This is a genomic window from Qipengyuania sphaerica (assembly GCF_019711595.1).
In the GTDB taxonomy this organism is placed as follows: domain Bacteria; phylum Pseudomonadota; class Alphaproteobacteria; order Sphingomonadales; family Sphingomonadaceae; genus Qipengyuania; species Qipengyuania sphaerica.
In genome coordinates this window covers 1,451,299-1,472,786 of sequence record NZ_JAIGNR010000001.1, presented here as the reverse complement: position 1 = coordinate 1,472,786, position 21,488 = coordinate 1,451,299, and the positions used below count along the sequence as shown (strand labels likewise).

21 protein-coding genes are annotated in these 21,488 nt (G+C 63.2%); 7 read left to right on the top strand and 14 right to left on the bottom strand.

Annotated features, from left to right (window positions below; genetic code table 11):
• Positions 1-75: 75 nt before the first annotated feature.
• The gene (locus tag K3178_RS07295; RefSeq protein WP_221570667.1) at positions 76-1,524 is read right to left on the bottom strand and encodes an FAD-binding oxidoreductase; all 1,449 of its coding nucleotides are present in this window, start codon (positions 1,522-1,524) and stop codon (positions 76-78) included.
• A gap of 158 nt (positions 1,525-1,682) precedes the next feature.
• Between K3178_RS07295 and K3178_RS07290 the strand changes: the two genes are divergently transcribed.
• From K3178_RS07290 to K3178_RS07280, 3 genes are all read left to right on the top strand, one after another.
• The gene (locus K3178_RS07290; RefSeq protein ID WP_221570666.1) at positions 1,683-2,267 is read left to right on the top strand and encodes a hypothetical protein; all 585 of its coding nucleotides are present in this window, start codon (positions 1,683-1,685) and stop codon (positions 2,265-2,267) included.
• A gap of 107 nt (positions 2,268-2,374) precedes the next feature.
• Positions 2,375-3,730 (top strand): DEAD/DEAH box helicase, encoded by a 1,356-nt coding sequence (locus tag K3178_RS07285; protein ID WP_221570665.1) that lies wholly within the window; start codon positions 2,375-2,377, stop codon positions 3,728-3,730.
• 42 nt (positions 3,731-3,772) lie between these two features.
• Positions 3,773-4,597, top strand: coding sequence for a sterol desaturase family protein (locus K3178_RS07280; protein ID WP_221570664.1), 825 nt, complete (start codon positions 3,773-3,775; stop codon positions 4,595-4,597).
• Between the two features lie 2 nt (positions 4,598-4,599).
• On the opposite strand, the gene K3178_RS07275 is transcribed toward K3178_RS07280, so the two are convergent.
• On the bottom strand, positions 4,600-6,906 hold the full coding sequence (locus tag K3178_RS07275) for an ATP-dependent helicase (RefSeq protein WP_221570663.1): 2,307 nt from the start codon (positions 6,904-6,906) through the stop codon (positions 4,600-4,602).
• Positions 6,907-7,037: 131 nt separating this feature from the next.
• Between K3178_RS07275 and K3178_RS07270 the strand changes: the two genes are divergently transcribed.
• Positions 7,038-7,658 carry a hypothetical protein gene (locus K3178_RS07270; RefSeq protein WP_221570662.1) on the top strand — a complete coding sequence of 207 codons (621 nt, stop codon included), beginning with the start codon at positions 7,038-7,040 and terminating at the stop codon, positions 7,656-7,658.
• Between the two features lie 89 nt (positions 7,659-7,747).
• Here K3178_RS07270 and rsmD read toward each other — a convergent pair whose 3' ends face one another.
• From rsmD to K3178_RS07255, 3 genes are read right to left on the bottom strand one after another with little or no spacing between them, the layout of a single operon-like run.
• Entirely contained in the window at positions 7,748-8,293 is a 546-nt protein-coding gene (gene rsmD / locus K3178_RS07265) for a 16S rRNA (guanine(966)-N(2))-methyltransferase RsmD (RefSeq protein WP_221570661.1), read from the bottom strand.
• The gene (locus K3178_RS07260) at positions 8,290-9,057 is read right to left on the bottom strand and encodes a pseudouridine synthase (protein WP_221570660.1); all 768 of its coding nucleotides are present in this window, start codon (positions 9,055-9,057) and stop codon (positions 8,290-8,292) included. Before K3178_RS07260 ends, rsmD begins: the two co-directional genes overlap by 4 nt.
• 18 nt (positions 9,058-9,075) lie before the next feature.
• On the bottom strand, positions 9,076-10,239 hold the full coding sequence (locus K3178_RS07255) for an aromatic ring-hydroxylating oxygenase subunit alpha (RefSeq protein WP_221570659.1): 1,164 nt from the start codon (positions 10,237-10,239) through the stop codon (positions 9,076-9,078).
• A 71-nt stretch (positions 10,240-10,310) separates the two neighbouring features.
• On the opposite strand from K3178_RS07255, the gene K3178_RS07250 reads away from it, so the two are divergent.
• Positions 10,311-12,053 carry an AmpG family muropeptide MFS transporter gene (locus tag K3178_RS07250; protein WP_221570658.1) on the top strand — a complete coding sequence of 581 codons (1,743 nt, stop codon included), beginning with the start codon at positions 10,311-10,313 and terminating at the stop codon, positions 12,051-12,053.
• Here K3178_RS07250 and K3178_RS07245 read toward each other — a convergent pair whose 3' ends face one another.
• The 4 genes from K3178_RS07245 to trpB all read right to left on the bottom strand — a co-directional run bounded on the left by K3178_RS07245 (position 12,054) and on the right by trpB (position 16,428).
• Entirely contained in the window at positions 12,054-13,334 is a 1,281-nt protein-coding gene (locus tag K3178_RS07245) for a bifunctional folylpolyglutamate synthase/dihydrofolate synthase (RefSeq protein WP_221570657.1), read from the bottom strand. It lies immediately after the preceding gene.
• Between the two features lie 8 nt (positions 13,335-13,342).
• Entirely contained in the window at positions 13,343-14,191 is an 849-nt protein-coding gene (gene accD / locus K3178_RS07240; protein WP_221570656.1) for an acetyl-CoA carboxylase, carboxyltransferase subunit beta, read from the bottom strand.
• A gap of 243 nt (positions 14,192-14,434) precedes the next feature.
• Positions 14,435-15,217 (bottom strand): tryptophan synthase subunit alpha, encoded by a 783-nt coding sequence (gene trpA / locus K3178_RS07235; RefSeq protein ID WP_221570655.1) that lies wholly within the window; start codon positions 15,215-15,217, stop codon positions 14,435-14,437.
• Positions 15,214-16,428, bottom strand: a complete 1,215-nt coding sequence (trpB, locus tag K3178_RS07230) for a tryptophan synthase subunit beta (protein ID WP_221570654.1) — start codon at positions 16,426-16,428, stop codon at positions 15,214-15,216. The genes trpA and trpB overlap by 4 nt, the downstream gene beginning before the upstream one ends.
• Positions 16,429-16,519: 91 nt before the next feature.
• On the opposite strand from trpB, the gene K3178_RS07225 reads away from it, so the two are divergent.
• Positions 16,520-16,831, top strand: coding sequence for a chorismate mutase (locus tag K3178_RS07225; RefSeq protein ID WP_221570653.1), 312 nt, complete (start codon positions 16,520-16,522; stop codon positions 16,829-16,831).
• Here the strand turns inward: K3178_RS07225 and K3178_RS07220 are convergent.
• Genes K3178_RS07220 through rpiB form a run of 5 tightly spaced genes read right to left on the bottom strand, consistent with a single transcriptional unit; the run spans position 16,821 to position 20,079 of the window.
• Complete coding sequence (locus K3178_RS07220; protein ID WP_221570652.1) at positions 16,821-17,543, bottom strand: RNA methyltransferase; 723 nt, start codon at positions 17,541-17,543, stop codon at positions 16,821-16,823. The genes K3178_RS07225 and K3178_RS07220 overlap by 11 nt on opposite strands.
• Complete coding sequence (gene nrdR, locus K3178_RS07215) at positions 17,536-18,003, bottom strand: transcriptional regulator NrdR (protein WP_221570651.1); 468 nt, start codon at positions 18,001-18,003, stop codon at positions 17,536-17,538. The genes K3178_RS07220 and nrdR overlap by 8 nt, the downstream gene beginning before the upstream one ends.
• Before the next feature lie 15 nt (positions 18,004-18,018).
• Positions 18,019-18,339: a hypothetical protein gene (locus K3178_RS07210; RefSeq protein ID WP_221570827.1), complete on the bottom strand. Its 321-nt coding sequence runs from the start codon at positions 18,337-18,339 to the stop codon at positions 18,019-18,021.
• An 11-nt stretch (positions 18,340-18,350) separates the two neighbouring features.
• The gene (gene glyA / locus K3178_RS07205; RefSeq protein WP_221570650.1) at positions 18,351-19,634 is read right to left on the bottom strand and encodes a serine hydroxymethyltransferase; all 1,284 of its coding nucleotides are present in this window, start codon (positions 19,632-19,634) and stop codon (positions 18,351-18,353) included.
• Between the two features lie 10 nt (positions 19,635-19,644).
• Complete coding sequence (gene rpiB / locus K3178_RS07200; protein ID WP_221570649.1) at positions 19,645-20,079, bottom strand: ribose 5-phosphate isomerase B; 435 nt, start codon at positions 20,077-20,079, stop codon at positions 19,645-19,647.
• Positions 20,080-20,209: 130 nt separating this feature from the next.
• On the opposite strand from rpiB, the gene K3178_RS07195 reads away from it, so the two are divergent.
• On the top strand, positions 20,210-21,439 hold the full coding sequence (locus K3178_RS07195) for a sensor domain-containing phosphodiesterase (protein WP_221570648.1): 1,230 nt from the start codon (positions 20,210-20,212) through the stop codon (positions 21,437-21,439).
• Positions 21,440-21,488 lie beyond the last annotated feature (49 nt).

Below are 21,488 nucleotides of genomic sequence, written 5' to 3'. Positions count from 1 at the left end.
CCGAGAAGTCTGTGCGAGTATGATTGGATGCGGCGAACCTTGCCTGAACGGCAATACCGCCAGAAGTTGCGCCCCTTACGGGACCCGTGCCTCTTTCGCAAGCGGCACCAGCTTTCCCGGGTTCAGAATCCCCTGCGGATCGAGGGCCGTCTTGACGGCCTGCATCACCGCGACGGCAGTCAGATTTCCAAGCCTTCCGAGCTCGTCACGCTTGATCTGTCCGATGCCGTGTTCGGCACTGATCGATCCGCCCCACTCGGTAACGAGATCGTGGACGTAAGAGCTGATCAGCTTTCCTTCGCTGCGTTCCCATTCGCCGCGCACCGCTCCTTCCGGGGCAAGCACGTGAAAATGGACGTTACCATCGCCCAAATGTCCGAATGCGACAGCCCGTGTGCCGGGAAATTTGGCCTCGACCTGCGGTGAGGCCTTTTCAACGAAATCGGGCATCTTCGCGACCGGCACGGATATGTCGTGCTGCATTGCGGGGCCGATTGCGCGCTCGGCAGGGGCAATGGAATCACGCAGCTGCCAGAACGCGTCGGCTTGCGTCTCATTGGCGGCGATTACGGCATCCTCGAGCAATTCCTTTTCGAGAGCCGAACCCAGAATGTCCTCCGCCAGCTCGCCAAGCGTATCGGCCTGTCCACCGGGTGCCACGAGTTCGATCAGTGCATTCCATAAGTGCGTGTCATTGAGGGGGGCACGCGCGTCGGGCATGTGGTCGAGTACGGCAGCGAGGGAGTGGGCAGGGACCACTTCGAAGCCTTCAAGCGCATCGCCCGCTTCGGCCTCGAAATGCAGGAGCAGCTTTCTGGCGTGCTGGAGCGAGGGGAGGCCGGCCCAGATTACGCGCCGGCCGCCGATCTCGGGTAGCAGCCTCAACGTCGCTGCCGTGACGATACCGATCGTACCCTCAGATCCGATCAGCAATTGCTTCAGGTCAAAGCCGCGATTGTCCTTCTTGAGCGGGGTGAGAGTGTCCAGCACGCTGCCGTCGGCCAGCACGGCCTCGAGGCCCAGCACCTGCGCGCGCATGGTTCCGTGACGCAACACCTGCGTCCCGCCGGCATTGGTCGAAACCAGGCCTCCGATTGTCGCCGACCCCTTTCCGCCGAGCGTCAGGGGAAATCGCAGGCGCTCGCGCTCTGCGGCTTCATGCAGGGTCTGGAGGATTACGCCTGCTTCGCAAGTGACTTGCAAGGCCTCCACATCGAGGTGCCGGACCTCATCCATACGGCGAAGCGAGAGAATTACGGCGTGACCGCTCGTATCTGGCGTTGCGCCGCCTGACATCCCGCTGTTGCCGCCTTGTGGTACGATCGGCACACCGTGACGTGCGCAAAGCTTCACGAATTCGGCAACTTCCTCCGTCGACGAAGGCGAAGCCAACCCCATCGCACGGCCCGTGAAGCGGCCACGCCAGTCGGTCAGCCACGGCTCGATTATCTCGGCATCCTGCGTGAAACCGCGTTCGCCCAGCAGCGCTGTTGCCTCGGCAATAAACTGGTCCGTGTCCGTCATGTGTCGCCCATGCCACAAGGCGAGGGATAACGTCACCCTCTTGCACTCGCGTTTCAATCAATTAAGCCGATATTCAATCGTCGGGAGGCATAGGGGCATCTTTCTCACTGCCCGTGCGCCAAAATCGACGCGGCCAAAGGAGCGAGTTCGCACCGTAGATGCCCAGCCTGCCCATCCTCTTTGCACCGCTAGCGCTGCTGCTCCCGCTGGGGATGCAGGGTGTCGGCGACGGGCATGAGGCGGACGTGGTCGACAGCCAACTTTCCCGTCAGTCGCACGAGGGCGAACGCCGCATCTCGCCGCTCCCTCTGTCCGATCAGGCGCCCGCATGGTCGCCCCTGTTTGACGGGATTGCCCCGTCCAATAACGAACAGGTGCGGATCGAGCGCGGTATCATTCTTCGCATTTCGCCGGCCCCGGGTCCGGCACTACGTAACTTCAACGCAGAAGCCCCGCGCCCCATGCGCGTGGTCGAGCGACCGCTGGGCGAATGTATCGAAAGCGCTCGTGTCGGGGGCGTGGCAGATCGCGGCGAGCATTTGCTGATGTTCATGCGCGACCGGCGCACGATTGCAGCCCGTCTCGAAAAGGGTTGTTCGCCAAGGGATTTCTACCGCGGTTTCTACATGGAACGCAGCGAGGACGGGAAGATTTGCGTGCGCCGCGACAGGCTGATGAGTCGCTCGGGAGCGAAATGCCAGGTCGCCAAGTTTTCCGAGCTGGTGCTCGAACCCGCCGAATAAGCCGCTTTTCCTTGACTTGCGCGCATAAATTGGCGAAGGGCGCGCTCGCTTGAGGCCGCCTTTTGCGGCCTTTTCGTATTCCATCAATGGGGGCATTTGAAAGCCGCATGAGTTTTGCCGATCTCGGCCTGTCCGAAGACCTGCTGAAAGCCGTCGAAGAGGCCGGCTATACCGAGCCGACTGCGATCCAGGCGCAGGCCATCCCTCCGATCCTGATGATGAAAGACATCATCGGCATCGCCCAGACGGGTACCGGCAAGACCGCCAGCTTCGTGCTGCCGATGATCGACGTGATGGCCGCGGGCCGTCGCCGCGCGCTCATGCCCCGCAGCCTCATCCTCGAACCGACCCGCGAACTGGCCGCACAAGTCGCTGAGAACTTTGAAAAATACGGCAAGAACCACGATCTCAAGATGGCGCTGCTCATCGGCGGTGTGCAGATGGGCGACCAGGTTAAGGCGCTGAATGAAGGCGTCGATGTCCTTATCGCCACGCCGGGCCGCCTCATGGACCTGTTCGAGCGGGGCAAGATCCTGCTGAACGGCTGCGAACTGCTCGTGATCGACGAAGCCGATCGCATGCTCGACATGGGCTTCATCCCGGACATCGAGTTCATCTGCGACAAACTGCCCGAGAACCGCCAGACCATGCTTTTCTCGGCCACAATGCCACCGCCGATCGAAAAGCTCGCGAAGAAGTTCATGAGCAATCCCAAGCGCATCGAGACTACCCGCGCGGCGACGACGAACAAAGACATTACTGCCTTCAAGATTCCGGTCGAGACGCGCAAGAAGCGCGAGACCCTGCGCTGGCTCCTGCAGCACGACCATGTCGAGACCGCGATCATTTTCGCCAATCGCAAGACCACCGTGCGTGAACTCAACAAGAGCCTTCAGCGCCACGGTTTTGCCAGCAGCGAAATCCACGGCGACATGGACCAGGCAAGTCGCATCAAGGAACTCGACCGGTTCAAGAAGGGCGAGGTAAACATCCTCGTCGCCTCGGACGTTGCTGCGCGCGGGCTGGACATCAAGGGCGTGAGTCACGTCTTCAACTTCGACACGCCGTGGCATCCGGACGATTACGTCCACCGCATCGGTCGCACGGGCAGGGCAGGGGCCAAGGGCCGCGCCTTCACGTTCGTATCGAAGGAAGATGCCGAAGCGATCGAGAACGTCGAGAAACTCACGCAGAACCAGATCCCCGTTTTCGGCAAGAAGGACGTCCGGGTCGATCTGGTCGATACCTCGAAAACCGAGACCGCAGACGAAAAGCCGAAACGCGAGGCCAAGCCGAAGCGCGAAGACAAGCCCGCGCGCGGACGCAAGGCGAAAGACGCCGACGAACCGCGTGCCGAGCGGCCGAAGCGCAATGCGCGCCGCGACGATCGTGACGATGCGCCGGTTCCCGCAGGCGAATGGAACGGACCGAAGCCCGGTTTCCTCGAGGTTTCGGCGACCTGAGTTAACCGTTCCCTTACCATGCCTCGCCCATGATGCGCGGGCATGGAGATCTTTGCTGCACCTGCCCAATCGGTTTTCACCCTGCTCGCCATCACCGGCGTGATGTTCGGGCTGCTTGCGCTTGTCACCAAGCGGGGCCGGATCGTCGAGGCGGTCAGGCGATGTCACCGGGAGTTCATGACCAATCTCGGACTGACATTCATCAATGCCGTATTTCTCGCACCGCTGTTCCTTGTGCCGGACGGCTGGTTGAGAAACGCAGTCGGTGCTCCTGACGCGCTAGTCGCCTTCTGGGAGGATGTGCCCGGCCTAGTCACATTTGCCGTAGCCGTGCTAGCCTTCGATTTCGTGGTCTATTGGCGCCACCGGCTCGAACACACGCGCCTTTTCTGGCCGATCCATGCAACGCACCACGCCGACACGGCGATCCACTGGCTTTCGATCTTGCGCAAGCATCCGTTGAGCAAGCTGCTCAGCACGCTTGTCGATATCATGCTGCTGCTGTTGTTGGGAATTCCGGAGTGGATAGTCGGCATAGCGGGTACCGTACGGGGCATTTGGGGCTTTTTTATCCACGCGGATGTACCGTGGACGCTCGGCATTTTCGGCAAGGTGCTGATTTCGCCTGCCGCCCATCGCCTACACCACATCCGCGATGAAGCGCTGATGGGGACGAATTTCGGCAATACCGTCACGCTGTGGGACAAGCTGTTCGGTACGTATCTCGACCCCAAGCCCTACCTCAATTGTGAAACCGGCATTGCCGAAGGTACGCGCGGGCTGGGCGGCGAACTTTGGCGTCCATTCGAAAGACGCTATTGGGGCAAGGCGCCCGCACCGGCAGCGGAGACCGAAGCGACCGCCTGACCTCAGGCCAGCTTTACAAAGCTGTCCAGGACACGCTTTTCGCCCGCCTTTTCGAATTCGATGGTCAGCTTGTTGCCTTCCTGGTCGGTGACACAGCCGTAACCGAATTTCTCATGAAAGACCTGCGCGCCCACGGCGATGTCGCTGCGCGGCTTGGCAGCGAAGCTGGCGGCGCTGCGGCTGGGTTCGGCAAGGCGCTTGGGCGTGGTGTCGTAGCCGCTTGCGATTGCGCGTTGCCAGCCCGGCCCACGCGCTGTGCTGCGGTCGGGGCGAGCGGTGGAGACATGGGCGAAGGGGTCCTCGGTCTCGGTCCAGTTCGCGCGCCATAGCGAGGCGCCGCCGCTCATCGTGGTTTCGGTCTCGATATGCTCATCGGGCAATTCCTCGATGAAGCGGCTAGGTATCGAGCTGGTCCACTGTCCGTAGATCCGTCGGTTGGCCGCGTGATAGATCGTGCAGCGCCGCTTGGCGCGCGTGATGGCGACATAAGCGAGGCGGCGCTCTTCCTCGAGGCTGGCGAGGCCGCCTTCGTCGATAGCGCGCTGGCTGGGGAAGACGCCTTCCTCCCAACCGGGCAGGAAAACATGGTCGAACTCCAGGCCCTTGGCCGCATGCATGGTCATGATGGTGACCTTCTCGCCATCGTCGGCGCGGTCGTTGTCCATCACCAGGCTGACGTGTTCGAGGAAGTCTGTCAGCGTCTCGTATTCTTCCATCGCGCGGGCAAGCTCGACCAGGTTTTCGGCCCGCCCCGCGCTTTCGGCGCTGCGGTCCTTGGCAAGCATGTCGTCGTAGCCGCTTTCGGCCAGTACGGTACGCAGCAACTCGGAAGGCGTGACCTGCTCCGACATCTCCCGCCAGTGGGCAATTTGTCCGAGCAGGCCGACGAGGCTGTTCTTCGCACGCGCCGGTAACTCATCGGTATCGCACAAATCCAGCGAAGCGGCAGCAAGCGGCTTCTGCGTGCGCCGGGCATGGCGGCGCATGGCCTCTAGCGTTTTCGCCCCGAGCCCGCGCTTGGGCTGGTTGTAGATGCGCTCGAAACCCAGATCATCCGCCGGCTGCGCGATCACGCGCAGATAGGCGAGAGCGTCACGGATTTCGGCGCGCTCGTAAAAGCGGAAACCGCCGACGATGCGGTAATTGAGGCCGATCTGGATGAAGCGGTCTTCGAACTCGCGCGTCTGGTATTGCGCGCGCACGAGGATGGCGACCTCGTCCAGCGGCGCACCTTCGCTTTCGAGCCGTTCAATCGCCTCGCCCACGCGGCGCGCTTCTTCGGGAGCGTCCCATACACCGACAACCCGCACCTTCTCGCCCGCCGGAAGCTCGGTCCACAAGGTCTTGCCGAGCCGCTCGCTATTGGCGTTGATCAGGCCCGAAGCCGCCGCGAGGATTTGCGGGGTGGAGCGATAGTTCTGCTCGAGCTTGATGACCGCAGCACCGGGAAAATCCTTCTCGAAGCGCAGGATATTGGCGACCTCCGCCCCGCGCCATGAATAGATCGACTGGTCGTCGTCCCCCACTACGCAGATATTCTTGCGCGCCTGCGCGAGCAGGCGGAGCCAGAGGTACTGGACCTGGTTGGTGTCCTGGTATTCGTCGACGAGAATGTATTTGAAGCGCTGCTGGTACTGCTCCAGTACGTCGCGATGCTGCTGAAAGATCGTCAGCATATGGAGCAGAAGATCGCCGAAATCGCAGGCATTGAGCGCTTTCAACCGGTCTTGGTAGAGTTTGTAGAACTGCGCGCCCTTGCCATTGGCATAGGCCTCTTTTTCAACCGCATCTAGCTTGTCGGGCGTGAGCCCGCGGTTCTTCCAGCGGTCGATCAGTCCGGCGAGCTGGCGTGCGGGCCAACGCTTCTCATCCAGGTCGTTTTCCTGGATCAGCTGCTTCAAAAGGCGCAGCTGGTCGTCGGTGTCGATGATCGTGTAATTGCTTTTGAGGCCAACGAGCTCGGCATGGCGCCGCAGCATCTTCGCCCCGATCGAATGGAAAGTGCCGAGCCACGGCATGCCTTCCACCGCATCGCCAATATGCCGTCCCACGCGGTGCCGCATCTCGCGCGCGGCCTTGTTGGTGAAGGTGACGCAGAGGATTTCGCTCGGCCATGCGCGACGCATTGCGATGAGATGTGCCAGCCGCGCGGTGAGTGCGGCTGTTTTTCCCGTTCCTGCGCCCGCCAGCATGAGAACCGGTCCCTCCGTGGTCAGCACAGCCTCGCGCTGCGGTGCGTTGAGCATCGCGGCATAGGGCGGAATTTCGCCATTTCCGGAGGTTTCAGTGGGGGTCGGGAGGTCGGACATTGCTTTAGAACAGCTAGGGAACGCTTCACCGCAGCACAAGCCCTCGTTGTCGGCTTTCCGGAAAGCCCTTTCGGAACTATCCCGCTGCTTTGTTAGTAATATCGGCAATGACACTCTCAGGAGAGATAACAATGAAGCACATTATTCTTGCCGGCGCCGCCGCGCTGGCCTTCACCGCCGTGCCTGCTGCCGCAGACGATCACATGGACGACGAAGTCACCGTTTACGAACTCGGTGAAGACCAGGTGGTGGTCTACGATAGCTGGCCCGAAGAACGCCGCGTGATCTATGATGCATGGCCCTATGGCGTGCAGGAATACTACTGGACCCTCGAACCGGCTCAGAGCGACGGCTGGTGGGTTCTGACCGATCCGCAGCGCGTCCGCATCTACGAGATGACCCCGGACCAGCGCGCCCTCGCTTGGCAGCAGATCAACTCGCAGCTTGCCGGTTCGAACAATGCCAGCACTACGGGCACGACCGCTCGCACCACTGCCGCGACCACCACAGCACCGGCTCCGCGCTTCGTGCGCAGCGAAGTGACCCAGACTACGCCTGCAGGTTATACGGCCGCAGGTAGCGGCGACGACCTGCCGATCTGCAAGCCCGACCAGCAGGACGGCTGCATCAATGGCTGGGAAAAGAACAAGACCGGTAACCGTCCGCTTGAATACTGGCCGGGCCGCCCTGCCAGCGAAATCGACGAACCGCTTCCGGCTACCCGTCCGGCAGACATGGACGACGACAGCTAATCCGAACGTCCAGCCGCGCTGGCTAGTCTAGCGCTGACGCTTGGAGGGGGGCGGGCCTACCATGGTAGGTCTGCCCCTTTTCTGTGCGCTCAATCCTTCAGGCGCAGGATCGTGAGCTTGGCCTTGCCGACCACGCGCTCGGCCTCGATATCAAGTGCCTTGATCGCGATATCCTCGGACTTGTGCGTTTCGAGAGCGATCCATGTGGCAAGGCCGATCCAGCCGAGCCGCGCCATGCGGTCCAGGGCCACCTGTCCGGCGCCCGTGTGATAGGGCGGATCGAGCAGGATTAGATCGTGCGGAGCCTTGGCAGGACCGAGGCTCATTACCGACGCCTGCTGGACCTGCGTTCGCGTGCGGGCATCGAAGGTGTCGATATTGGTGCGGATGGCCTTCACCGCATCCGGTTCCTGCTCGACGAAGAGGCAATGCGCGGCCCCGCGCGAAAGGGCTTCCAGACCCAGCGCGCCCGAACCCGCAAACAGGTCGAGCACCGACAGATCCTCGAACGAGCCGAGCCTGCTGGCCAGCATGCTGAACAGTGTTTCACGGGTGCGATCTGCGGTCGGACGCGTCCCGTCGCCCTTGGGCGCGACGAGCTTGCGCCCACGCCACTCGCCCGCAATGATCCTCACTTGCGCCCGCCGCGCGAAAGTTCGCGCTTGAATGCCTCGACATCGCCGCGCTTCAATTCGACCGCTTGCCCGCGAGGAAGGTCGCCGAGGTGGAACGGGCCGTAACCGATACGCAGCAGCCGGTTCACTTCGAGCCCCAGGTGTTCGAGCACGCGGCGGACTTCCCGGTTCTTGCCTTCGCGCAGTGTCATTTCGATCCAGCGGTTGCGCCCCGAACCGCGCTCGAGATTGGCCTCGATCTGGCCATAGCGCACGCCGTCGATTTCGATGCCTTCGATCAACTCGTCGAGCTGTCCCTGCGTAATGTCGCCGAATGCGCGGGCCCGATAGGTGCGCGGCACGCCGGAAGACGGCAATTCCATCGCCCGCTTCATTTCGCCGTCATTGGTGAGCAGCAGCAGGCCCTCGGTGTTGAAGTCGAGGCGGCCCACCGGCATCACCCGACCGGCATTTTTGGGCAGAGCATTGCGCAGCGCGGCATAGATGGTCGGGCGACCCTTGGGATCGCGCTCGGCAGTGATGAGGCCCGAAGGCTTGTGGAAGGCGAAAAGGCGCGTGTCCTCGACCTCGCCCACCGGCTTGCCGTCGACGGTCACACCTCGCAGGCCTTCGAGCTTCACCGCAGGCGTGTCGAGCACCTTGCCATCGAGCGACACGCGCCCGTCGGCGATCATCCGCTCGACCTCGCGGCGGCTGGCAACGCCCGCACGCGCGAGCAGCTTGGCGATGCGGTCGCCGGCTTCGGGAAGTCTGTTTTCGGACATGGAGGCGCGGTTAGGCGCTCAGTTGGCGGCGCGCAAGGCTTCCTCGACTGTCTCGTGATAGCGCCTGATCCCGCCTTCCATCGTGCCGAGCGTGAGTTCGGGCACGGCTCCGGTCGAGAGGCCCTGCTGTCCAAGCTCGGCTGCGCGGAAATCCTCGCTGGCGAAGACCCCGCCGTCGAGCAGCGCCCAACTGCGCTCCCAATGGTCGCGCGCCTTGTCGGTGCTGGGGTGCTCTGGGATGAGCATGAAATCCTCGACCAGCGTACGGTCATGCGCCTGCGGCATCATCACCATCAGGTTGACGTAATCGGGACTGGGGATGACGAGTGCGCCGGGCAGGAGCTGGTAGGCGAAAGTCACTACGCGGCGCAGCTGCGCCATATCGGTGAGGTCCACGCCTTCCATTTCTTCCAGCCGCCCGACTGCGCTGCGGGCATGCGGACCGACCATATCGCCGCTGGTCACGCCGTCCTTGAAGAAAGGGCCGATGGTCTGCGCGTGGAGGCGAGTGACGTGGTAGCTTTCAAGGAAGGCATCCATAATGAGCTTCCAGTTCCCCGCCACCTCGTGAGTCTTGCGGCGGAAGAGGACGTGCTCGCCCACGCCGAGCGCATCGAAATCCTCGCCCAGTTTCTCGGCGAGTGTGAAGTCGGCCGTCTCTTCGCGGGGGCAGAACCAGATCATCCCACCAGTTTCCTTCGACGGCAATTCGACCAGACCCATCGATCCCTTGTCGAGCTCGGGAAAGGTATCCGGGCGGGGCAGGGCAAGGAGCCGACCGTCCACCGAATAGGTCCATGCGTGATAGGGGCAAACGAGCTTCTTGGTGCATTTGACCTCGTGGCCCTCGACCAGCCGCGTCCCGCGATGGCGGCAGACGTTAAGGAACACATGCGCCACCCCCTCGGCATCGCGGGTCACGAGCAGCGGCCGCCCCGTCGCATCATGCGGCACGGCCATGCCCGGATCGGGGAGCAAAGCGCTGGGGCACAGGATTTGCGGAAGCCTGTCGAAGATCGCCGCCTTCTCGCGCGCGAAATATTCGGGATCGGTATAGACACGCGCCGGAACACTCGTCTGGCCGAGCGTATCGCGCGGTGCCTCCTCGGCGATATCCTGCGCCAGCTTCAGCATGCCGTCCGTGGGACGCCGCCCGTCGAGCAATGAAGTCGGAACTCCCATCGCGACTGTTCCTTTCTCTCTCCAGGCGCTAGTGTCGCAAAAAATACGATAAAACGGAAGGACGCTAGGGCATGGCCGAAGCGGTTGCAGAACAAAAGAAATCCGCGCTCAAGGTCCTCGGCCTGGCACTCACCAACAGGAAAACCGGCTTCATGCTGCTGTTCGGCTTCGCCAGCGGCCTGCCGTTCGCGCTGTTCCTGGGCACGCTGTTCGCCTGGCTGACCGAGGCCGAAGTCGACCTCGAGACGATGGGTATCTTCAGCCTTATCGGACTTGCCTACGCCTTCCAGTTCCTCTGGTCGCCCCTGATCGACAAGGTCAATATTCCGATCCTGCGCAAACTGGGGCGGCGCAAGCAGTGGATCGTGCCAGCGCAGGTGCTCCTCGGGGCGATCCTCGTCACCATGAGTATCCTGGATCCCAAGTCGCAGCTCGGCATGTTCAGCCTTCTTGCGGGGATCGGGGCCTTTGCCAGTGCGACGCAGGACATCGCGATCAACGCATGGCGTATCGACGTGGCGGACGAGCGGGCCACCATCGATATCCTCTCGACCGTCTACCAGATGGGTTACCGGCTGTCCTCGCTTGTAGGGGGGGCGCTCGGCCTGATCATTGCCGCGCGGATCGGCTGGCCCGAAACCTACGCACTCATGGGCGCGATCTTGCTGGCAGTCGGTTTTGTCGGTCTCTGGGCGCCCAATGCCGATGAGGAGGCAGAGGATGTTGCCACCGAGAGCGAACTGCAGGTTCGCGCGCTGCGCAAGGCAGGTGAACTGGCTCCCTCTATCCGTAACCGTGCGCTTGTGATGGTTGGTCTGCTGTGGGCGGGTGCAATCGGAACGGTCCTGGCTTTCATGGTCATGTCGATGGCCAATGCGCCCGAAGACAGGCCCAATCCCACGGAATTCACTGCCACTTTCGGCCCGCTGATCATTGTGGCGACGATTATCCTACCGGGGCTGATCGCGGGATGGCTCGCTGGACAGAAGAAGCAGGGCAAGCACGTCCTCACGGCCGATGCGCCCGAGGCAAGTGGCGGCGCCTATGCTCTCGACCACCTCTATCGTGCGCTTGTCCTGCCGTTGGTGGAACTCGTCGGGCGTGTTGGCTGGGCTCTGGTGCTTATCCTTGCGGTGGTCCTGACTTACCGCATCTGCGACGCGATCTGGGGCTCATTCGCCTATCCGTTTTACCTGGGCGAACTCGAATATACGAATGACGACGTTGCTTTCGCCTCGAAGTTCTTCGGTGTGGGCGCCATCATCGCGGGCCTCGCACTTGGCGGGTTGATGCTCACCACGATTGGCCGGATGGCAACGCTACTCATCGGCGGAATTCTCGCCGCGCTGACGAACCTGCTCTATGCCGATATGGCCGTGGGTGGGCACAATATGGCGGCTTTCAGCGAGGCGGTCGGCTTTACCTACCTGATCGAGCAGGTGCCCGGCATCGGCGATGCGGACCTGGCCAAGCTTACCATCACGATCGCATTCGAAAACCTCGCCATCGGTATTGCGGGCGCAGCTTACATCGCGTGGCTATCCAGCATCGTCTCGAAGAAATTCAGCGCGGTCCAATACGCGCTTCTGGCCTCGCTGACCTTGCTTGTCGGCACGCTGGGACGTGGGGCGCTTGGCGAGATGATCGAGAACCAAGGGTATTTCGACGTCTTTATCCTGACGACCTGGATCGGCCTGGCCGCTGCGGTGCTCGTGTGTTTCGAATGGTATCGCGAAAGCCGGGGAAAGCGCGCCGCCGGTATCGTCGCTCCCGAAGCTGGCGAGAGCATGGCGGAGACCGCTCCAGCCGAGTAATCAGTCGGGTATCTCGTCGTTGAGCCGCAGGACCTCGCCCGCAAGGTAGAGCGAGCCTGCGATCAGGATGGGATAGCCGTCGGCGGGTAGATTGAAGAGTGCCTCTTCGACAGTCAGTGCCGGTTGCGCATCCCTGCCGAATGCGTCGACCGGATGCGCTTCGTGGCCAGGCACGGGTATAACGGTGAGCGAGCGGATGCGGCCTGCGAGAGCGTCGAGCAGCGAGCGCGGGTCCTTGTTGGCGAGCATGCCCATGACGAGGTGAAGGGGACCGTCGATTGCTTCGGCAATGGCAAGACCGGCACTCGGATTGTGACCGCCATCGAGCCAGATGTCCTGTCCTTCGGCCAAAGCGGAAAGCGGACCGGGTCCGAGCAATTGCATTCGCGCAGGCCAGAAGGCCGAGCCGATGCCCTTCTTGATCGAATCGCCGCTGACCGCGACCTTGTCTTGTAGCCGCAGCATTCCATTCGCCAGCGCTGCATTCCGATGCTGGTGCGGGCCGCGAATGCCCGGCTCGGGATAGTGGTAATCGTCGATATAGATGTTGCCGTTCTCGAAAGAATAGACCTCGTGGAGAGGCGCGCCTTTTGCCTCGGCAACCGCCTGGATGACCTGTTGCGCCTGTGACGGGTTGTTGCCACGCACAGAGACCAGAGGCACGCCCTGTTTCGCGATACCGGCCTTTTCGAATGCAATGCGTGCAATCGGCTCCTCCGGCACGCCCTCCTCAGGCGCCAACAAGAACCGCTCATGGTCGATCCCGAGCGCCGCGATGCCGCAGGCGGCCAGCACGTCGGCCTCCAGCACATTGGTCGCATCGAAGCGTCCGCCCAACCCCACCTCGACAACGCAGGCATCGGCGGGGACGCGCGCGAATTCGGTGAAGGCGGCGGCGATGGTGACTTCGAAGAAGCTGGGATTGAGGTCCTCGCCAGCGTCTAGCACATCGGCCAGCAATACCGACAGTCGTTCGTCGGATATCAGTTCGCCCGCCACGCGGATACGTTCGTTGTAGCGCACGAGATGCGGGCTGGTGGTGACATGGACCTTGTAGCCTTCCGCCTCGAGCATCGCGCGCAGGAAGGCACAGGTGGAGCCCTTGCCGTTTGTCCCGGCGACATGGAAGGTGGGCGGCAGCTTGCGGTGCGGGTTGCCGAGCCTGTCGAGCAGGGCGCGAATGGTATCCAGCCCCAACCGCCCGTCGGGCACGCTCAGCTGCGCCAGCCGGTCGAGCTGGGCCTGCACCGCAGCGCTGTCGGAGCGGGCGAAATCCCGCATCTGGGGGGTCAGGCCGCCTCGGCGGGGGCCAGGTAGTCGAGAATCGTGGCCAGCGTGTCGCGCAGATCGTGGCGGTGGACGACCATGTCGACCATGCCGTGCTTGTGCAGGTATTCGGCGCGCTGGAAGCCGTCGGGCAACTGCTCGCGGATGGTGTCCTGGATCACGCGCTGGCCGGCGAAACCGATGAGCGCGCCGGGCTCTGCGATATGGACATCGCCCAGCATGGCATAGCTTGCGGTGACGCCGCCCGTGGTCGGGTCGGTCAGCACGACGATATAGGGCAGGCCCGCCTCTTTCAGGCGGCGCGTCATCACGGTCGCCTTGGGCATCTGCATCAGGCTGAGGATGCCTTCCTGCATGCGCGCACCGCCAGCCGCCGTCACGACGATATAGGGCGCACGCAGCGTCAGCGCACGCTCCGCGCCCTGGCAGAAGGCAGTGCCGACAGCCATGCCCATGCTGCCGCCCATGAAGGAGAAGTCCTGCACGCCGACGACGGCGGGCTTGCCCTCGATCTTCCCTGCACCGACAAGGAAAGCGTCCTTGTGCGGGCTTTTCGCGCGCGCCTGCTTGAGACGGTCGGTGTATTTCTTCGAATCGCGGAACTTGAGCGGGTCTTCCTTCACTTCCGGCACGGGAAGCGTTTCGAACCCTTCGTCGAGTAGCATGGCGAGGCGCTTGTCCGCACCGATCCGGCCATGGTGGTCGCAGCGCGGGCAGACGTCCATGTTCTCGGCATATTCCTGCCCGAAGACCATTTGCTGGCAGCCGGGGCACTTGACCCACAGATCCTTGTCGGTGGTGCGCTTGGGTAGCCAGCTGATATTGTTACGGACGCGTGTAAACCAGTTCATGCGGAGGCCTCTAGCGAAATTGAAACCGGTTGGCGAGAGGCGGCAGCGCGCCCGACGAAGCTGACGAAGTTGACACCCGTGTCACCTACAAACCTGTTTCCGCGAACGGCACAGATGCGGGGCCAGAGCCCACGGTTCCGGTTGGAAAAGGCCCGAAACTGCCCACTTTTCCGAGGCGAAAAACATGCAGGAGTATGGAAGGCCATTGCCCCCGCATATCCGGTGAGCGCGGAGTAGGAAACGTCAGTTTCGCGCTGCGTGCACCGCTCCAGCCAACCCAGCCGTATACTCGCGCAGCTTGGCAGGGGCGTCAGTGCCGTGTTCGCCGACCAGTTCCACCAGCGCCGAGCCTACGACCACGCCGTCCGCAACCTGGGCAATAGCACCCGCCTGCTCGGGCGTGCGGACTCCGAAGCCGACTGCAATGGGCAGGTCGGTGGCGGCTTTCAGCCTGGCCACCGCTTCCTCGATCGAGGTCTGCGCGGCCTGCTGCTTGCCGGTGATCCCGGCGACCGACACGTAATAGAGGAATCCGTCCGAACCTTCGAGCACCTGCGGCAGGCGCCGCGCATCGGTAGTCGGCGTGGCGAGGCGGATGGGCGCTATTCCGGCTGCGCGAAGGTCGGGGCCGAGCGCGTCGTCTTCCTCGGGCGGTATGTCGACGCAGATCACGCCATCGACACCCGCGTCCTTGGCGGCCGAGGCGAACCACTCCGGCCCGCGCCGGATCATCGGGTTGGCATAGCCCATCAACACTAGCGGCACGTTCGGATGCCGCTGGCGGAACTCGGTGGCAATACGCAGCACATCGGCGGTGGTCGTGCCTGCGCCGAGCGAGCGCAGGTTCGCGTTCTGGATCGCGGGGCCGTCGGCCATGGGATCGGTGAAAGGCATCCCCAGCTCGATCACATCCGCGCCGCCCTCGACCAGCGCGTCGAGATTGGCCGAAGTGTCGCCATCGCCTGCGGTTATGAAGCAGACGAGCGCGGGGTGGGGCTTGGAGAAGGCGTTGGAGAGGCGGGTCACATCTCCACTCCCAGCCGTTCGGCCACGGTGAAGATGTCCTTGTCTCCGCGCCCGCATAGGTTCGCGAGGATCACGCTCTCCTTCGGCATGTCCTTCGCGCGCTTCGCGACTGCCGCGATGGCGTGGCTTGGTTCGAGCGCAGGGATGATTCCCTCAGTGCGGCAAAGGAGTTGGAAGGCCTCCAGCGCCTCCTCATCGGTGATGGCGGTGTATTCGACGCGGCCCGTGTCTTTCAGCCAAGCGTGCTCGGGGCCGATGCCCGGATAATCGAGGCCGGCGCTGATCGAGTGGCCTTCGGTGATCTGGCCGTCTTCGTCCTGAAGCAGGTAAGTCTTGTTGCCGTGGAGCACGCCGGGGAAGCCGCCGAGCAGGCTTGCCGCGTGTTCGTCACCATCGAGCCCGTGGCCTGCCGCCTCGACGCCGAGCATCTTCACGTCGGGATCGTCGAGGAAGGGGTGGAACAGGCCGAGCGCGTTCGAGCCGCCGCCGATCGCTGCCACCAGAAGGTCGGGCAAGCGACCGATGCGGTCCTGCATCTGCGCGCGCGCTTCCTTGCCGATGACGCTCTGGAAATCGCGGACGAGTTCGGGATAGGGGTGGGGGCCTGCAGCAGTACCGATGATGTAGAAAGTGTCGTGGACATTCGCGACCCAGTCGCGCAGCCCCTCGTTCATCGCGTCCTTCAGCGTGCCGCGCCCGCTGGTGACCGGCACGACTTCCGCGCCCAAGAGCTTCATGCGGAAGACGTTGGGCGACTGCCGCCGCACGTCCTCTGCGCCCATGTAGATCACGCAAGGCAGGCCGAAACGCGCGCAGACGGTGGCGGTGGCGACCCCGTGCTGCCCCGCGCCGGTTTCCGCGATGATGCGGGTCTTGCCCATGCGGATCGCGAGCAGGATCTGCCCGATGCAATTGTTGATCTTGTGCGCGCCGGTGTGATTGAGCTCGTCGCGCTTGAACCAGACCTGCGCGCCGCCGAGCGCCTCGGTCAGCCGCTCTGCAAAATAGAGCGGGGAAGGGCGGCCCACGTAGTGTTCGAGCAGGTCGTCGAACTGCGCCTGGAATGCAGGATCGGCCTGCGCAGCGCGGTATTCGCGTTCGAGGTCAAGGACCAGCGGCATCAGCGTTTCGGCGACATAGCGCCCGCCGTAATCGCCGAAGTGTCCGCGCTCGTCGGGCTGGTTCTTATAGGTGTTGGGATGGCTGGCCATGTGGCCCTATTGCCGTGGGTCTGCGGACAAGTCGAGTGAGGCTTTGGTTTGTCCTCGACAAGCGCGGTTCAACGCGCCATTCGGCGCGGCCATGAGTGACGGTTTCAAACTGCCCGAAGATTGCGAGACCATGCGCGAAGTGCGCCTTGGCGTGGACACCACCGACCGCGAACTGATGGAATTGCTCGACCGCCGCTTCGGCTACATGCGCGCCGCGGCGCGCATCAAGACCGATCGCAACGTGGTGCGCGACGAAGCGCGCAAGACCGAGGTGATCGAGAATGCGCGGGCGGATGCTGCGAAGCGCGGCATCCCTGCCGAAAGAATCGCGGAGATCTGGGACCTGCTGGTCGAAACTTCGATCACCTATGAACTCGAAGAGTGGGACGCGATCAGGGCTTAGGCTCGCGCTGCAGGCTCGACAAAACACCACGCAGGGTACGCACTTCGAGGTGGTTCCAGGCGGGCTTGGTCAGCACGCCGCGCAAGGTGCGGCGCGTCGCCTCCTCGCGGTCCTCGGGCAGGAAATAGCCTTTCGGACGCAGCATCTCCTCGAGATGGCCGATCAATCCGTCGAGTTCCTTTTGCGGTGCGGGGGGCAGTAGCTCTTCCTGCGTCGGCTGCACCAGTTGCTCGTGCTTCGACCATTCGTAGGCGCAAAGGATCACGGCCTGCGCGAGGTTGAGCGACCCGAATTCGGGATTGATCGGTACCGTCAGGATGGCCCGGGCGAGAGACACATCCTCGGTTTCCAGGCCCGAACGCTCCGGTCCGAACAGGATGGCGCTGCGCCCTTCAGCGCCAGCGATCTCCCGGCTTGCTTCCTCGGGTGTGACGACCGGCTTGGTGACGCCGCGCTTGCGCACGGTAGTGGCGTAGACATGCGCGCAGTCAGCCACCGCGTCGGCTGTGCTCTCGAATACCTGCGCCTGCTCCAGCACGATGTCGGCACCGGCTGCTGCCGGACCCGCGTCGGGATTGGGCCAGCCATCGCGGGGAGTGACCATGCGCAATTCGGTCAGGCCGAAATTGAGCATGGCGCGCGCGGCCTTGCCGATATTCTCGCCCAGCTGCGGCCGGACGAGCACGATTACGGGCTTGCGACTGTCAGCCACGCTCGTTTGCCGCTTCCTGCACCGTGCTGGCGAATTCCTCGAAGTCACGCGCCTCGCTGAAATCGCGATAGACGCTGGCGAAGCGGATATAGGCCACGCTGTCGAGCTGGCGCAGGCCGTCCATCACCAGTTCGCCGATCCGCTGCGAGGGGATTTCCGCCTCGCCAGCGGTTTCGACCTGCCGCTGGATGCCGCTGACGAGCTGGTCGATCTGCTCCTGCGCCACTTCGCGCTTGCGACAGGCAAGGCTGATCGACTGCTCGAGCTTGCCGCGATCAAAAGCCTGGCGACGGTCGCCCGATTTGACGACGGTGACCTCGCGCAATTGCACGCGTTCGAAGGTGGTGAAGCGGGCACCGCACTTGGAACACTGGCGGCGGCGGCGGATCGAGGTGGAATCCTCGGTCGGCCGGGAATCCTTCACCTGGCTGTCGTCATGGGCGCAAAATGGGCAGCGCATTATGTATCCGTAAAATTAGGGGCGCAGGCGCTTGTAAAGCATGAACCCCGCACCGGCGACGCCGCCGATGATGGGACCGACGACCGGGAGAACCCAGCCCGCAAAAGCGCCGACCGCCGCACCGGTCAGGACCGGCTTGGTAGAGGGATGGTCCATGCCTTCCGCAGCCATCGCCTTGATCTCGGCCGTGGCGTCGGGGACGAGGTCGTGGTCCTGGAAGGAATTGCGCCTGCGCTCTCCCTCCTGCCGGGCATCCCGATAATCTTCGCGGGAATGCTCGTCCTTGCGCGCCTTTTTCTGCCAGTCGGAGTTACGGTCGTCGGGGATGTTGGCCATGGGGGTGCTCCTTAGCGTCCGGGATATACCGGATAAGCTTCGCACAGTTCGGCCACGCGGTCACGCACGCTTTGCTCGACCTGTCCGTCACCTTCGGGGCCGTTCTTCGAAAGGCCCTCGACCACTTCGCAGATGAGCTTGCCGATGGTCTCAAACTCCGCTTCGCCGAAGCCGCGCGTGGTGCCCGCAGGCGTGCCGAGGCGGATGCCGCTGGTCACGAAGGGGCTGCGCGTGTCGTAGGGAATGCCGTTCTTGTTGCAGGTGAGCCATGCGCGGTCGAGACCGGCTTCGGCTGCCTTGCCGGTCACGTCCTTGGCCGTGAGGTCGACCAGCATGGAGTGGTTGTCCGTCCCGCCCGAAACCACGCGCAGGCCGTTGGCCTCGATCCCGCGTGCCAGCGCGCGCGCATTGGCGACGACATTGGCGGCATAGGTCTTGAATTCGGGGCGCAGCGCCTCGCGGAAAGCCACCGCCTTGGCGGCGATCACATGCATCAGCGGGCCGCCCTGAAGGCCGGGGAAGACCGCCATGTTGAAGGGTTTGGTCAGTTCCTCGTCGTTCCACAGGATCACGCCCGAACGCGGACCGCGCAGGCTCTTGTGCGTGGTGGTGGTCACGACATGCGCGTGCGGGAAGGGGTTGGGGTGCGCGCCGCCAGCAACGAGGCCGGAAATGTGGCTCATGTCGACCATGAGGTAGGCGCCGACCTCGTCCGCCACCTTGCGGAAGGCTTCCCAGTCCCAGACGCGGCTATAAGCCGTGCCGCCAGCGATGATGAGCTTGGGCTTGTGCTCCTTCGCGATGGCCATGACATCGTCCATGTCGATCAACTCGTCGTCCTTGCGCACGCCGTAGCTGACCGGATTGAACCATTTGCCACTCATGTTGACCGGCGAGCCATGGGTCAGGTGCCCGCCCGAGTTGAGGTCGAGGCCCATGAAGGTATCGCCCGGCTGCAGCAGAGCCAAGAACACCGCCTGGTTCATCTGGCTGCCCGAGTTGGGCTGCACATTCGCAAAGTTGCAGCCGAACAGCTCCTTCGCGCGCTCGATCGCCAGAGTTTCGACCACGTCGGCATAGTCGCAGCCGCCGTAATAGCGCTTGCCCGGATACCCTTCGGCATATTTGTTGGTGAAGACGCTGCCCGTGGCTTCGAGCACTGCGGTCGAGGCGATGTTCTCGCTCGCGATCAGCTCGATCTTGTCCTGCTGGCGCTTCAGCTCGCTGCGGACAGCGGCATAGACCTCCGGGTCGGCCTGTTCGAGCGTGTCGTTCCAGAAACGGTTATCGGTCATGCTTGTCCTGTCAGCAAGGATTGGAGAGCTTGTCGACGCGGCGCTGGTGGCGCCCGCCGGCGAATTCGGTGTCGAGGAAGGCGGTGACGCAGGCCTTGGCCATGTCCACGCCGGTCAGCCGCGCGCCCATGGCGATGCAGTTGGCATCGTTGTGTTCGCGGGCGAGGGCGGCGGAGAGCGGTTCGGAGACCAGCGCGCAGCGAACAGCGGGATTGCGGTTCACGCTGATCGAGATGCCGATGCCGCTGCCGCAAAGCGCAATGCCGCGCTCCGCAGTGCCGTCGGCGACCACGCCCGCCAGCTTGTAGCCGAAGTCGGGATAATCGACGCTGTCGGTGGTCTCCGGCCCGAGGTCGGCGACCTCGTGACCCTGTTCGATAAGCCAGTCGCGCAAGGTAGCCTTGAGCTCGATTGCGGCATGGTCTGAAGCAAGGGCGATACGCATGGCCGCCGACATAGGGACGCAAGGCGATTCTCTCCACCCCGAAGGCGGCGCTCTGCACACGAATTCGCGGAGAATGGCTTTGGTTATGCCAAATAATTAATGAATCCGCCCTATTCGCGGGGCTATGGATATGTCGCAGCATAGAACGCTTGTGCCCGCCGTCGCGTCGAAACTGGCCGCAGAGCCTGTGCAGACGGCTTCGATTGATCGCATCCTGCGTGCGGTCCGCGAGCATCTCGGCACCGAGATCGCCTTCGTCTCGCGCTATGTCGAGAACAACGAGAAGGAACTGACGCATGTCGATTCCGATCTCGACCTGCCGATGGGGCCCGGCTTCCGCGATCCGCGCGAAAACAGCTATTGCTGGCATATCGCCGAAGGGCGGCTGCCCGAACTGATCCAGGATCCGGCGGACCATCCGTTCACCGCGACGATGGCGATTACCGATTTCCTTCCGGTCGGCTGCCACCTGAATACGCCGCTACGCCTGTCCGACGGCACGCTATACGGCAGCTTCTGCTGCCTCAGCCGCAATCCCGACCGCACCATGACCGAGCGCGACGTGGGCGTGTTGCGCGCCTTTGCGGCTCTGGCGGTGGAGCAAATCGAGAGCAATCTCGACCACGACTATCGTTTCCAGCGGATCGACAAGCGAATTACCAAGCTGATCGGCGACCGCGCAATGCAGATCCACCAGCAGCCGATCCATTCGATCAAGACTGGCAAGCCTGTCGGTGTGGAATGCCTCGCGCGCTTTCCTGACGCGATGATGCGCGGGCCCGACAAGTGGTTCGAAGAAGCCGCCGAGATCGGACGCGGGCTGGAGCTGGAATTGCTGGCGGTCGAATGCGCGCTCGATAGCCTGAAGCACGTGCCTTCCGGCTTCTACGTGTCGGTCAATGCCTCGCCCGAAACGATCATCTCCGGCGCGCTGCATCAGGTCCTCGAACGGGCGGGCAAGAAGAACCTCGTAGTCGAAGTGACCGAACACCAGCAGGTGGACGATTATCCCGCGCTCAAGAAAGCGCTCAAGCCGATCTCGAAATATGCGCGGATCGCCATTGACGACGTAGGGTCAGGCTATGCCGGACTGCGCCATCTGGTCGATCTTGCGCCCGATATGCTCAAGCTCGACATGGCCCTGACCCGGGACATCCACCAGGACCTCGCGCGCTGTGCACTGGTCGGCGCGATGGTGCGCTTTGCCGAGGCGATCGGGTCGAAGCTCATCGCCGAGGGCGTGGAGCATGCGGAGGAGGCCGAGGTTTTGAAAAAGCTCGGCGTCGAATACGGGCAGGGGTTCTATTATGCGAAACCCATGCCCGTCGCCGATGCGGTGAAGTACCTCAAGAAGGGATAGCTTCAACCGGACAAGGAAAAGCCCCGGCATCCGAAGATGTCGGGGCTCC